We start from the raw sequence: 13156 nt of genomic DNA, 5'->3' as shown, positions 1-13156 counted from the left end.
ATGGCGACTCCTCTGCTGGATATTCAGGATCTCAGTATTGCTTTCCGCCAGAACCAACAGGAACGTCAGGTTGTCAGCCAGCTTTCCCTGCAGGTAGAAGCCGGTGAAACTCTGGCACTGGTCGGCGAATCCGGATCGGGCAAGAGCGTCACCGCCCTGTCGGTACTTCGTTTACTACCTTCACCGCCGGTGGTTTATCCGAGCGGAGACATTCTATTTTCCGGTCAATCGCTGCTCCATGCCGATGAAAATACGCTGCGCAAAATTCGCGGTAACCAGATCGCTATGATTTTTCAGGAACCCATGGTCTCGCTGAATCCGCTGCATACTATCGAAAAACAGCTGGCGGAAGTGTTGTCCCTCCACCGCGGAATGGGGCGGGAAAGCGCGCGTGCAGAGATTATCAGCTGTCTGGATCGCGTCGGTATTCGCCATGCCAAAGGGCGGCTCGGAGATTTCCCTCATCAACTTTCCGGGGGCGAACAGCAACGAGTGATGATCGCTATGGCGGTACTCACCCAGCCTAAGCTGTTGATTGCTGATGAACCCACTACCGCCCTCGACGTGTCGGTACAGGCGCAGATTTTAAGTTTGCTGAAAGAGTTAAAGCAAGAAATGGGAATGAGTTTGCTGTTTATCACTCATAACCTGAATATCGTGCGCCGTCTGGCCGATAACGTGGCGGTGATGCGCGAAGGGCGCAGAGTGGAGCTGAGTGACCGCCAGACGCTGTTTAGTCACCCTCAGCACCCATACACACGGCAATTGCTCGACGCCGAGCCTCAAGGCGAGCCAATACCGCTACCGCCGATGGCAGCGCCCCTGCTGCGCGTCAAAAATCTTCAGGTAGGTTTTCCTATCAAAAAAGGGTTACTGCGTCGAACGGTTGGCCATCACTACGCGGTGAAAGGTATCAGCTTTGATTTACGTCCGGGGGAAAGTCTCGGTTTGGTCGGCGAGTCAGGATCGGGAAAAAGCACCACTGGGCTGGCATTGCTGCGTTTATTACCGTCCAGCGGGGAGATCTGTTTCGACGGTCAACCACTACATAGCTTTAATAACAAGCAGATGCTGCCTTTCCGCAGCCGTATTCAGGTGGTATTTCAGGATCCTTACTCGGCGCTCAATCCCCGTCTGGCGGTCTGGCAAATTATCGCTGAAGGGCTGGAGGTTCATCAGAAGCTCAGCGCCGCCGAGCGGGAACAGCGTGTGATTGCCGCCATGGAAGAAGTGGGATTAGACCCGACCACTCGCCACCGCTATCCCACTGAGTTTTCCGGCGGGCAACGTCAACGCATTGCCATTGCCAGAGCGCTGATATTGCAGCCTCAGCTATTGATTCTCGATGAACCAACCTCATCGCTGGATAAATCGGTGCAGGCACAGATTCTGGCGCTACTCAAATCGCTTCAGCAACGGTATCAATTAAGCTATCTGTTTATCAGCCACGATTTGCAGGTAGTGAAATCACTGTGCCACCAGCTGATCGTACTGAAACAGGGAGAAGTGATAGAACAAGGGGATTGCCAACGGGTACTCACCGCACCGGCGCAGCCTTATACCCGACAGTTATTGCAACTAGCCGATTAAAAGCCGCAGGAACCTTGAGCATGCAAAAATTTCTCAGAGACAGTTCTGCCGCGGAGGATTAGAAAGGATAGAGAGCTGTCATTTTTTCTGCGATGGCAACACCGACATTTTTCAAGCGGCACATAGCGGCGCTTTCATCATGACAGTGTACAAACAGGCAAGGCTCCCCTTCCCATTCGACAATAGCAGAATCAACCTGAATTTCTTGCAACGAAAGGTGCAGGCGCTGCATTACCTGCCTGGCGGCGCTACCGTCATGACTCAGTAATTTCAACCCCATCAGGTTGTTCTTTTCATCTATCGTCGCTAGCGGAATCGGTTCAACCTTGACACCGGTAAAGCCTGACAGCCAGCGGTAACTTTGCGGCAGGCGATGAACCACCGAAAGTTGAATATTATTCACGCGTCTTTCCTAGTAAAAAATTAACAATAACTATTACAAAAGCACAACAAAGTCACATGCTAACTAAGTTATAGCCGCTAAAGCGCCATTATGCCTGATTAGAACCTCATCAAAGTGTAAATTTATAACAATACATAAACCTATCACTAACAAGGTTATTTATTTGGCCATTTCTGACGTCTTTCCCGCTTCCCTACACTAACCCAAAAAGCGAGTTTGAGATTTAGATCTCATTTTTTCGTTATATGTATACCTTTCCGCATGTCTTCTCAACCATTTTTCTTGCAAGTCGGTTACCTACTTTTCGTTAATATTTTACAAATAAGGAACACCTCCCCGCCGAAAACCAGGAAGAAAACACCGACATCTCATTGATAAATATATTATTAAGTGAGGATTTAATGCATGGAAAATAATCGCGAAAACCGCATATTCTTCGAAATGTTATTTTCCTTATTTTAACTTATTTCAAGCCAACATTAACAAGTAATCAACATGATAATAAGCGCGCTTACTAATATCACCTTATTTCTGATTGGGTCATTTCAGAAGGTGATTGAATATATAAAGTTATCAGTAAAATAAATATTTGGTGCAGAAGAACAAAAAAGGGAAAGCCGAGCGGGGAAAAATCATTGAGGTAAAGTGGTTTATCACGCTGCCGGCGAAACAACCGGCAGCGTGATAAACCAAATCAGGCCGCCTTTTTGCCCGGACGACTGGCGTACAGATAGAAGAATACTGCCGCAATGATACAGAAAGCCATTGAGCTAACCATTGGCCAGGCACTGCGGGAAGGAGCCAATGACAAAATGGTTCCGACCAACGCGCCGATACCAAAACGCAAGGTGCCAGCCAGAGATGAAGCCGTCCCTGCCATGTGCGGGAAATCATCCAGAATGACCGCCATGGCGTTGGATGTAATCATTGCGATACAGCCCACGTAGGCTGCCACGCACAACACCAGCGCCCAGAATCCCAGTCCCAAAGCTGACACGGCCACTAAACCGATGCCCATAACCAACTGCACAAACAGGCCGAAACGGAACATCTTAATGGCTCCGACGCGCCGCACATTTCGGCTATTGATCAACGTCATCAGGAATAGAAAGACAATATTCAGCGCAAAGTAATAACCGAAGTTCTGCGGGGACACTCCGTTAAGATCAATGTAAACAAAAGGCCCGGCGCTGAGGAAAGAGAACATACCGGCGAAGGAAAATCCGCTGGCCAGCATATAGCTCAGTACGCGTTTATGACGGAACAGTGAACCAAAGTTGCCAATTGTGGTGCGAAGGTGGAACTTTTGTCGCCGTTCTCGCGGTAGCGTTTCTTTAATAAAGAACGCTACCAGCACCGCACCAACCAGCGCTGCGCCGGCCATACTCCAGAAAATGGCGTGCCAGCTAAACCACACCAGCAAAGCGCCACCAATAATTGGTGCCAATAGCGGCGCGATGGTCATCACCAACACCACAAATGACATCATTCTAGAGAATTCATCTTTCGTGAACATATCTCGCATCAATGCGTTGATCACGACGCTGGCCGCAGCGGCGGATAAACCGTGCAGGAAGCGCATATTGACCAGTTGCTCTACCGATTGCGCCATGGCGCAGGCTACGCCTGCCAGAGCAAAAATTACCGTTCCCCACAGGATAACCGGCTTACGGCCAATACTGTCTGCCATCGGGCCATAGAACATTTGACCAATAGCAAACCCGAGCACATAAGCGCTCAGCGTCATTTGTACGCGACCATCCTCCACGCCAAACTCTCTGGCGATAATCGGCATACTGGGCAAGTACATATCGATGGCCAACGGCATCAGCATGGAAAGCAAACCCAGAATTAAGATCAAACCAATATGAGATGTTCGTTTTTCTTGCACGCTTTGCAACTCCTTCAACAGCCGTTCGTTCCAAATAAATTATTCAGATCGAACAGAGCAGTCGTACCACGATGGCGGGGGAAATGGTTCGTTTTGGCAACGCCCGAGACGTTGGGAATCCCTAAAATCAAGGGATTCCCTCTTAGGTTCACACATAATCGCTTTGATAAACGATGGCGCTGTTAACTCAGATGCGGAGCGCCAACGCTGGCAATTTCTTCTTCAGTCAACGGGCGGTATTCGCCGGGTGCCAGATCTTCATCCATCACAATGGCACCAATACGTTCGCGGTGTAACGCGGCTACGCGATTACCTACCGCACCAAACATGCGTTTTACCTGATGGTAACGCCCTTCACTGATCGTTAAACGAACCAATTGCGGCTCTATCACTTCCAGCTGCGCCGGTTTGGTCAAGGTAGCCTCGTTATGCAATTGTACGCCCACGGCAAACTGCTCGGCGGTATCTTCAGCCACCGGATGCTCCAGCGTCACCAGATAGGTTTTCTCGCAGTGGTGCTTTGGTGAGGTAATTCTATGTGACCATTGACCATCGTCAGTCATCAAAACCAAACCGGTGGTGTCGATATCCAAACGCCCCGCCGCATGCAATTTATAGGCCACCGGCTCATCGAGGAAATACAGCACGGTTGGATGATCGGGATCGTCGGTGGAGCAGACATAGCCCTGAGGCTTGTTCAGCATAAAGTAACGCGGCCCCACCTGCTGTTGCAGCAGATTGCCATCAAACATCACTTCCTGTTCTGGCGTCAGCTTCATCGCGCCGGTTTTGACGATTTCGCCGTCCACGGTCACACGTTTTGCCCGTAGCTCGCGCGCAACCAACGCACGGCTAACCCCTAATTGCTGAGATAAAAACTTGTCCAATCGCATTGAATCTACTTTGCCTGTTTGTCTGGTCGTGTTGCTAATCAACACGTTGCCTTGCCACTTTGAGGAGTAGCAACGCTGGAAATTAAATGAAGCAGTAAAAATCGTGTAGGAGGAACATCATTTGCTGCCTATGAGACACATCAGTATAACGGGGGTTGTCCTATCATCCTAGGAACAGTTACACCCGACCGAGAGGTTCTCGCACCTATGGCACCGAATAGGCATAATAATAGAAAATAATGTCGAGTTTAACCGGATAGATTTCGCTAAAAACCTTAAGGATATGTTGCAAATGACCACCGTTCCGCTTGGGGTAGCCTAAGCAATGGCTTTTACACTCCGCCCCTATCAGCAAGAAGCGGTTGACGCCACTATTGCTCACTTTCGCCGCCACCCGGAACCGGCTCTGATTGTGCTGCCCACCGGCGCGGGTAAAAGTTTGGTCATTGCCGAGCTGGCTAAACTGGCTCGCGGGCGAGTATTGGTTCTGGCCCACGTTAAAGAGCTAGTGGCACAAAACCACGCTAAATATTGTGCTTACGGTCTGGATGCCGATATTTTTGCCGCAGGTTTACAGCAACGACAAAGCGAAGGCAAAGTCGTCTTTGGCAGCGTGCAGTCCGTAGCACGTAATCTCTCACTATTCGATAGTGCCTTTTCCCTGTTAATCATTGATGAATGCCATCGAATCAGCGATGAAGACGACAGCCAATATCAGCAAATCATTCAGCATTTACGGAAAAACAATCCGAAGCTTCGCTTACTGGGTTTGACCGCAACGCCCTATCGTCTGGGCAAAGGCTGGATTTATCAATTCCACTATCACGGCATTACCCGTGGTGATGAAAATAGTTTATTCCGCGATTGCATCTATGAATTGCCCCTGCGCTACATGATCAAAAACGGTTTCCTGGTACCGCCAGAACGGCTGGATATGCCGGTGGTGCAGTATGATTTCAGCCGTCTGACCAGTAATAGCAAGGGTCTGTTTCGCGAGGAAGACCTGGATCGGGAAATCAAACAGCAAAGCCGTATTACGCCGCATATTGTCAGCCAAATCGTCGAATATGGAGCCACTCGCAAAGGCGTGATGATTTTTGCCGCTACGGTAGAGCACGCTAAAGAGGTGTACGGGCTGCTCCCCGCGGGACAGGCGGCATTGATTAGCGCCGTCACCCCCGCCGCCGAACGCGACGCGTTAATTAATGCGTTTAAACAACAAGAATTACGTTATCTGGTGAATGTGGCGGTACTGACTACCGGTTTTGACGCGCCCCACGTGGATTTGATCGCCATTCTGCGCCCAACCGAATCCGTCAGCCTGTATCAGCAAATCGTCGGCCGCGGGTTACGATTATCACCGGGAAAGGAAGACTGCTTGATTCTCGACTACGCCGGTAATCCACACGATCTGTTCACTCCCGAAGTGGGTACCAGTAAACCTCATGGCGACAGCCAGCCGGTACAGGTCTTTTGCCCAGACTGCGGTTTTGCCAATGTATTTTGGGGGAAATGCACTGAATCCGGCGATATTATCGAACACTATGGCCGCCGCTGTCAGGGCTGGTTTGAAGATGATGAAGGCCAGCGCGCTCAATGTGACTATCGTTTCCGGTTTAAAAGCTGTCCACATTGCGGAGCAGAAAATGACATTGCCGCCCGACGCTGTCATCAGTGCCAGGAAGTGCTGGTCGATCCCGATGATATGCTCAAAGCCGCGCTAAGACTGAAAGATGCACTGGTTCTGCGCTGTGGAGGAATGGCGCTGGAATCAGGCAAGGATGCCAAAGGAGAATGGCTGAAAATCACTTATTACGATGAAGACGGCACCAGTACCAGCGAACGCTTTCGCCTCACCACGTCCGCACAGCGTATGGCCTTTGAGCAAATATTTCTGCGTCCCCATCAACGCGCGCCGGGAATCCCCTTAAAATGGCAAACGGCGACGGACGTGATCGCCCAGCAGGCGCTACTGCGTCACCCCGATTTTGTCGTTGCCCGGAAACGGGGCCAAGGGTGGCAAATTCGCGAAAAGGTTTTTGATTATCAGGGGCGTTTTCGCCTGGCAAACGCCCTTGGCTAGCGCCTTTCTGCCCTGAGTTATTTGCGGTTTTGTTTGCTGTCTGGTCGATATTTCGCTAGAATGCCGCCCGCTTTACTCTGGGTTCGCCCAAAGTAAGCCGACTATCGAACCTGTTGCTGGGTCGCCTGTAGCAGGGTAAATTTTCTTTTAAGAGAAAACAAAATGATCACTATCAATGCAGAAGTACGTAACGACCAGGGTAAGGGTGCGAGCCGCCGCCTGCGTGCAGCAAATAAATTCCCAGCTATCGTTTACGGTGGCGAGGAAGCAGCGGTTTCTATCGCTCTGGACCATGACACCACTAAAAACATGGAAGTCAAACCAGGTTTTTACAACGAGCCAATCTCTTTGGTTATCGATGGTAAAGAAGTTAAAGTTCAGGTTCAGGCTGTTCAGCGTCACGCTTTCAAACCAAAACTGACTCATATCGATTTCGTTCGCGTTTAATCTGCGATATCGATATTTCGGGACGCCGAAAATGAGAAAGCATCGCTGATGCGATGGGAGATGCCAGTCGGTTTACTCTGACTGGCATTTTTATTAGCTGCTATTTTTATTACCTTCTGCTGCTGGCTATTAATGATTCGATCGAAAACACATACAAAGCCAATTAAAATAGCGTGCTACTCAAGAAATAAATACTACACCACCCGAAAGATCAGCCAATAGGCAATATTTACCTCACTTCTGATTTATTATTTTTACATGCATTAAAGCTTCTCTGCTATAAATAACAGAGAAGCCGGTATAACAAACTAAATGTCTATTTAAAAAACAATAGCATTAAGTATTTTAATAAAACTGTTACCATCCCATTGATGCAATAGCACCAGTTGCCGCACCAATTGCAGAGCCAACGGCTACACCAATCGGCCCAAACAATGCGCCAGTTGTAGCACCGGCCGCAGTCGCCGTGGTGATAGCAATTGTCATATCCATCGCAGGAGTTGGTACATCTCCTGCTAATGCGCCTGAAATAAGATTTAACTCAGTAGCTTCAATTGTCTTCATATTTAAATCCTCGGTAATTAAATTAAGTTAAGTTAAATGAAAATAAACATCACCATGGTGAGCAATAAGACTATGCTTGAGTGAAATAAAAAACAAATTAGAATAAATAAACAATGGCATCCGGAATTACCATGAAGCCACCAATAAAATTATTAACTAATAGGATTTAATGAAAAGTAATAATAAAGATTTAAGCTCACTTAAATTTAACCATAGAAAACAAACAATAAACTCACCTCATGGATATGTAATAAAAAAATAACGCCACCGAGTTTAGAAACCAATGTTAAAGGTTTCCAGACTCCGTGGCGTTACGTCGATAACACTTGAGCAGTGAGCGGCTATTTTAGGATTTGTCGCCGCCGCTCAAACGCCGCTGTAACTGATCGCGTAAATTCGGCGGCGTGCCTTTAATCGTTAACGTATCGGTGGCCGGATCCCAGAAAATACGTTCGCCCAGCAATAATGCATCGAAGTTAATGCTTAAACCACCGCCGCTGCCGGAAAATTTGGTCAGCTGTCGCAAAGTGCTACGATCGGCAGGGAACGTCTCTTCCAGCGCATAACCCTGCTCGGTGGAGAACTCTTTAAAGTCCTTCTCACCCAGTTTAGGCAATTCCTGAGCCAGTTCCTGCAACGCAATTTCTTCGCCGGCCTGCAACTGTTCGTTGCAATAACTATAAGCCTGTTGACGATATGCCTGACGCTCATTTTTATCCAACTGCGCATCGGCGCAATAGTCATCAAGGGCTTGCAGTAAACCGCGGTTTTGCGCCTTGGTGTCCAGGCCTTCGGCGGCAGACAGGAAATCCATAAAGAAGTCAGAAACCTTACGACCAACGCGCCCTTTCAGGAAGGTCAGATAACGGCTGGACTCCGGATTGGTTTCCCATTCGGTCAGATCAATGCGAGCCACAATATCAGCGCGATTGATATCCAGATAATGAGTTGTGCTCAAATCTAGCTGCTCATCAACCCGCATGCTGTTGCAACTGCTTAGCACTGAGATCAATAAATACTCAACCGCCAGATAGCGATACTGACAAAACAACACCACGCCGCCTTCGGCAAAAGGATATTTCGCCAGTTCATCCCGCAGACGCACGGTAGCCGCGCGGCTAAAGGCGAGAAAATCTTCGTCTCCTTTACGGCAGCGTTTTAAGGCATCGGCCAACTCGCTTTGCTCATTAAACAAACCATACGCCTTGCTTTTGGCGCTATAAACACGATGCAGTTCCGTCATCATTTCTTCAACTACCGCATTAGTCGGCAGTAAAGAGTCCCGCAACATCACATCCAGGGTCTGTTCGTCACGTTTGATCAATTGATGTAAAGCAATTTGGTCGATATCAAGGCTCATGATAAATACTCCTTTTAGCTAGGGGCGTATTCAAACACCGATGCTCTGATGCCGCAACTCAAAAGCGGCGTGAACGCCGAATCCTCTGCAATTGATTCTTAATGCTATAAAGTAGCGGAAAAGCGCGGCTCTATACGGTAAGATGTGGGACTTTGTCAGGCGTTGAGCACACTTTTTATGCCACAATCATCTCGTTACAGTGACGAACACGTTGAACAGTTGCTTTCTGAACTGGTTCAAGTACTGGAAAAACACCGCACCCCAACCGATCTTTCCTTGATGGTTTTGGGGAATATGGTTACAAATCTGCTCAATACCAGCATTGCCCCAGCGCAACGCAAGGTATTGGCGCGATCTTTCGCCGAGGCTCTTCAGGCTTCGGTACGTGAAGATAAAGCTCATTAATTACTTAATTAAGACTGCTATCTCTATATGGTGACAAATCGTCAGCGCTATCGTGAAAAAGTGTCCCAAATGATCAGTTGGGGGCACTGGTTCGCCTTATTCAATATTCTGTTTAGCCTGGTGCTGGGCAGCCGCTATCTATTTGTTTCCGATTGGCCAGCCTCTTTGGTTGGCCGTACCTATGCCCTGGTCAGTTGGCTAGGGCATTTCAGTTTTATCGTATTCGCTGCCTATCTATTGGTGATTTTCCCACTCACCTTTGTCGTGATGTCGCAGCGGTTACTCAGGTTCCTTTCCGCCGCATTTGCCACTACAGGTCTGACCCTATTACTGGTGGACAGTGAGGTTTTTACCCGTTTCCACTTGCACCTCAATCCGGTGGTGTGGGAGCTGGTGGTTAACCCCGATCAAAGCGAGTTGGCCAGGGACTGGCAGTTAATCTTTGTTTCTGTGCCTATTATCTTTTTGGTTGAGATGCTTTTTGGCACCTGGTGCTGGCAAAAGCTGCGTAGCCTGAACCGGCAAAAGTTCGTTAAACCGCTGGTTGCCGTGTTTATTTCTGCGTTTTTCGCCTCCCACCTGATTTATATCTGGGCGGACGCCAATTTCTATCGGCCAATCACCATGCAGCGTGCCAATCTGCCGCTTTCCTATCCTATGACGGCGCGTAAGTTTCTGGAGAAACACGGCCTGCTGGATCAACAGGAATATCAACGCCGCATTATCGAACAAGGAAATCCCGAAGCCGTTACCGTGGAATATCCGCTCAATACCATTACCTTTAGCGATAAGGGCAGCGGCTATAACCTACTGATGATCGTCGTGGACGGGATTCGCCCTGATAGTTTGAAGCAGGACATGCCAGCTCTGAATGATTTTGCTCAATATAATATTCAGTTCAATCGTCATTACAGCGCGGGAAACCGGAAAGAAACCGGCCTATTTGGTCTGTTTTACGGGATTTCCCCGACGTATTTGGACGGCATTTTGGCCGCCCGTGAACCTTCGGCCTTTATTAATGCCTTGGGTAATCAAGGCTACCAGTTCGGCCTGTTCTCCTCTGACGGCTTCCAGTCGGCGCTCTATCGCCAGGCTCTTTTGTCCGATTTTTCGTTACCGGAGCCAAAACGTCAGAGCGACAGCGCGACAACGCTGGAATGGCAACAATGGTTGAATAATTTATCCAGCCCGGCGCCTTGGTTCTCCTACGTTAACCTGATTGGTTCACAAGAATCGCAGGACCCGGTGGAAGGTGGCAATCCGGCCGCGCCAAATGACTTTATCAGCCATTATCAGGACGGTGCCAAAAACGTCGATCAGCAAATTGCGACTATCATTGATACCTTGAAAACCAAAGGGTTGCTGGATAAAACCGTGGTGGTGATCACCGCGTCTCACGGCGTAGAATTTAATGATAGTGGCAACGGTGATTGGGGGGCTGGCAGCAACTTTAACCGTCACCAATTACAGGTTCCGCTGATTATTCACTGGCCGAGTACTCCAGCACAAAAAGTGAATAAACTGACCAGCCATGAAGATGTTATGACGACGCTGATGCAGCGTTTACTGCATGTACGCACTTCGCCAGAAGATTACTCGCAGGGTGAGGATTTATTTGCCGCTCAGCGGATTCATAATTGGCTTGCTACCGGTGAAAACGGCATGCTGGTTATTACTACGCCAACCCAAACTATTGTGCTCGACAACAGTGGAAATTATCGAACCTTTGACCTGCAAGGCCATGAAGTGAAAGATGAGAAACCGCAGCTGGCGCTGTTATTGCAGGTGCTAACCGACGTAAAACGCTTTATTGCCAACTAGGTGACATTAGCCTAACTGATTAATAATCAAGCGAACGTTACGCCCGACTCTTGCAATATCGGAGAGAAAATGTAGTATAAATTTACTGCGTCGGCATGTAGCGCAGCCTGGTAGCGCACCGTCATGGGGTGTCGGGGGTCGGAGGTTCAAATCCTCTCATGCCGACCAAAGAATCTTTTTAAAACCAACCCATTGTGGTTGGTTTTTTTACGCCTTTCACAAATAACGCCGGTCAATACTATTGGTAAAATAGCGGTATTCGCTCGCTATCCCTGCAATTTCTCGTCATGTAGAGTCAACCAACCTTCATCAGACATTCTGAATTATACCGTGCCCCTCCCCAGTTAATGATGACTTAATCTCTGGCTGTTCAACCGGCAAAAGATCGGTTTGATCAGACTTAAACATTGGAATGACCGAATCCAGTAACGCGAAATACTCTACCTGCACCTCATCCCCACTATTGATATTGAAAAGCCTGAAGTCGATAAAGTTGCCTAGGCTTAAAGATGGTCGACGATAAAATAGCTCCTGGATACGATCCGCAGGTTACAACAGGTAATCGCTAAAATCGTAAAGGTAATGCCCACCGCCACTAGGTGCCCAGTTAGGTTAGTATGGCCGCCAGAATTTGCCCGCCAGCCAAAGAAATTAGCAACCAGACACCGATGTAAATTTCAGATGGCGAGTAGGATAACGCCCCCAACTTCAGGTCAGCATCAATAGACAACCCACGCCACACGTCTAGCCGCTGCATCAGTCATTAGCCAGATTCCCATGATCACCTGTGGATCTGGGATACTCACAATACGCCACAAAAATAACAAACCTTCACAATAGCAGAGCATAGCCGCGCAATATTCAGTTCCGGGCAGGTATGTCTACATTCTGTTCTTCTATTTTCCCTGTGTATAACACTGGCCATAGACGGGTAATAAATAACCGCTACCGAGACGGTAAAATAAAGTAATCTAACAAGTTCGCTGCAATTTTCGCTCTTAGAGCTTCAGCGCAATCAGAACCGAACGTTAACGCGCTGAAAATGAACAAATATTCGCTACGGTGGTGCTAATATACTTTTTAATCTAAGAGAAATAAGTTCTCATTTCCCCACATTCATTAGCAAAACCTTAAGAAGGTATTTCGATAGTCAGAGTTTGAGTGAATACCAGCCAAACATTCGCTTACAGCGCCTCTAAGCCCACATAAGATACTTTCAAGACTTATGCGTTTCGCATTAACCACACTCAGTCAAGGCCAATACGATGCGCTACATCTCAATTTAGAGATAAAGTAATAAAACCACCAATACATGTTCAGGTAGTTATTTACACCGGTTTTATACCAGACAATGGTTTTTTGAACTTTTGTAGAGAAGTAGAGGAAAATAACCTTTTATCCGAAGCTCGCATTTATGGAGTTAGAAAAATCTCTATGGCTCCTAAATGTTCCCGTAGTGAATAAGCCCTCTCGGTGGCTACTAAACACACCCCGATTAGCCGTTACTTAACATGCCAGTCAAATAAACTATGAATCTATATTTAGCAGAATTTAGTGCTAAAAAATTTGCCAACTCTTAACATAAATTATTAAACCTTAGATAAACGCGACAAGATAAAGTCGAAAAAATAAATTAAAGTATTGATATGTAAGCACTTTTATCACCGGTGACGTTACGAAGAATCTGGGAGAAGATTGG

The 13156-nt window shown here is 47.8% G+C and carries 11 protein-coding genes and 1 tRNA gene; 6 read left to right on the top strand and 6 right to left on the bottom strand.

Annotation, left to right across the window (positions count from 1 at the left end; all coding sequences use genetic code 11):
• Complete coding sequence (gene yejF, locus PL78_RS17090; RefSeq protein ID WP_064517399.1) at nucleotides 1-1590, top strand: microcin C ABC transporter ATP-binding protein YejF; 1590 nt, start codon at nucleotides 1-3, stop codon at nucleotides 1588-1590.
• Between the two features lie 58 nt (nucleotides 1591-1648).
• Here the strand turns inward: yejF and PL78_RS17085 are convergent, their stop codons facing one another.
• The 3 genes from PL78_RS17085 to rsuA form a co-directional block, all read right to left on the bottom strand.
• Nucleotides 1649-1993 carry a YejG family protein gene (locus tag PL78_RS17085; RefSeq protein WP_064517396.1) on the bottom strand — a complete coding sequence of 115 codons (345 nt, stop codon included), beginning with the start codon at nucleotides 1991-1993 and terminating at the stop codon, nucleotides 1649-1651.
• A 694-nt stretch (nucleotides 1994-2687) separates the two neighbouring features.
• The gene (locus PL78_RS17080; RefSeq protein WP_064517392.1) at nucleotides 2688-3884 is read right to left on the bottom strand and encodes a Bcr/CflA family multidrug efflux MFS transporter; all 1197 of its coding nucleotides are present in this window, start codon (nucleotides 3882-3884) and stop codon (nucleotides 2688-2690) included.
• Between the two features lie 182 nt (nucleotides 3885-4066).
• On the bottom strand, nucleotides 4067-4777 hold the full coding sequence (gene rsuA, locus PL78_RS17075; protein WP_064517389.1) for a 16S rRNA pseudouridine(516) synthase RsuA: 711 nt from the start codon (nucleotides 4775-4777) through the stop codon (nucleotides 4067-4069).
• Nucleotides 4778-5102: 325 nt separating this feature from the next.
• Between rsuA and radD the strand changes: the two genes are divergently transcribed.
• Entirely contained in the window at nucleotides 5103-6860 is a 1758-nt protein-coding gene (gene radD / locus PL78_RS17070; RefSeq protein ID WP_064517386.1) for a DNA repair helicase RadD, read from the top strand.
• A 162-nt stretch (nucleotides 6861-7022) separates the two neighbouring features.
• Nucleotides 7023-7307 carry a 50S ribosomal protein L25 gene (gene rplY, locus PL78_RS17065; protein WP_064517383.1) on the top strand — a complete coding sequence of 95 codons (285 nt, stop codon included), beginning with the start codon at nucleotides 7023-7025 and terminating at the stop codon, nucleotides 7305-7307.
• A 357-nt stretch (nucleotides 7308-7664) separates the two neighbouring features.
• Here rplY and PL78_RS17060 read toward each other — a convergent pair whose 3' ends face one another.
• Nucleotides 7665-7871, bottom strand: coding sequence for a hypothetical protein (locus PL78_RS17060; protein WP_064517380.1), 207 nt, complete (start codon nucleotides 7869-7871; stop codon nucleotides 7665-7667).
• Nucleotides 7872-8217: 346 nt separating this feature from the next.
• On the bottom strand, nucleotides 8218-9231 hold the full coding sequence (gene yejK, locus PL78_RS17055; protein ID WP_049597086.1) for a nucleoid-associated protein YejK: 1014 nt from the start codon (nucleotides 9229-9231) through the stop codon (nucleotides 8218-8220).
• 177 nt (nucleotides 9232-9408) lie between these two features.
• Here yejK and PL78_RS17050 point away from each other — a divergent pair, with 177 nt between their 5' ends.
• The 3 genes from PL78_RS17050 (at nucleotide 9409) to PL78_RS17040 (ending at nucleotide 11625) form a co-directional block, all read left to right on the top strand.
• Complete coding sequence (locus PL78_RS17050) at nucleotides 9409-9636, top strand: YejL family protein (protein ID WP_049597085.1); 228 nt, start codon at nucleotides 9409-9411, stop codon at nucleotides 9634-9636.
• Between the two features lie 27 nt (nucleotides 9637-9663).
• Nucleotides 9664-11457, top strand: coding sequence for an LPS biosynthesis-modulating metalloenzyme YejM (gene yejM / locus PL78_RS17045; RefSeq protein ID WP_064517376.1), 1794 nt, complete (start codon nucleotides 9664-9666; stop codon nucleotides 11455-11457).
• 91 nt (nucleotides 11458-11548) lie between these two features.
• Nucleotides 11549-11625 (top strand) — tRNA-Pro (locus PL78_RS17040).
• Between the two features lie 439 nt (nucleotides 11626-12064).
• Here the strand turns inward: PL78_RS17040 and PL78_RS20490 are convergent.
• Nucleotides 12065-12214: a hypothetical protein gene (locus PL78_RS20490; RefSeq protein ID WP_158513771.1), complete on the bottom strand. Its 150-nt coding sequence runs from the start codon at nucleotides 12212-12214 to the stop codon at nucleotides 12065-12067.
• Between the last annotated feature and the right edge of the window lie 942 nt (nucleotides 12215-13156).

The organism is Yersinia entomophaga (genome assembly GCF_001656035.1).
Lineage (GTDB): Bacteria > Pseudomonadota > Gammaproteobacteria > Enterobacterales > Enterobacteriaceae > Yersinia > Yersinia entomophaga.
The sequence above is the reverse complement of the archived record's forward strand: the minus strand, read 5'-3'. Positions and strand labels throughout refer to the sequence as shown.

Coding starts and splice junctions, on each gene's coding strand:
- rsuA (WP_064517389.1), bottom strand. CDS start 4,777: ATGCGATTGGACAAGTTTTTATCTCAGCAATTAGGGGTTAGCCGTGCG.
- PL78_RS17050 (WP_049597085.1), top strand. CDS start 9,409: ATGCCACAATCATCTCGTTACAGTGACGAACACGTTGAACAGTTGCTT.
- yejK (WP_049597086.1), bottom strand. CDS start 9,231: ATGAGCCTTGATATCGACCAAATTGCTTTACATCAATTGATCAAACGT.
- radD (WP_064517386.1), top strand. CDS start 5,103: ATGGCTTTTACACTCCGCCCCTATCAGCAAGAAGCGGTTGACGCCACT.
- yejM (WP_064517376.1), top strand. CDS start 9,664: ATGGTGACAAATCGTCAGCGCTATCGTGAAAAAGTGTCCCAAATGATC.
- PL78_RS17060 (WP_064517380.1), bottom strand. CDS start 7,871: ATGAAGACAATTGAAGCTACTGAGTTAAATCTTATTTCAGGCGCATTA.
- rplY (WP_064517383.1), top strand. CDS start 7,023: ATGATCACTATCAATGCAGAAGTACGTAACGACCAGGGTAAGGGTGCG.
- yejF (WP_064517399.1), top strand. CDS start 1: ATGGCGACTCCTCTGCTGGATATTCAGGATCTCAGTATTGCTTTCCGC.
- PL78_RS20490 (WP_158513771.1), bottom strand. CDS start 12,214: ATGCAGCGGCTAGACGTGTGGCGTGGGTTGTCTATTGATGCTGACCTG.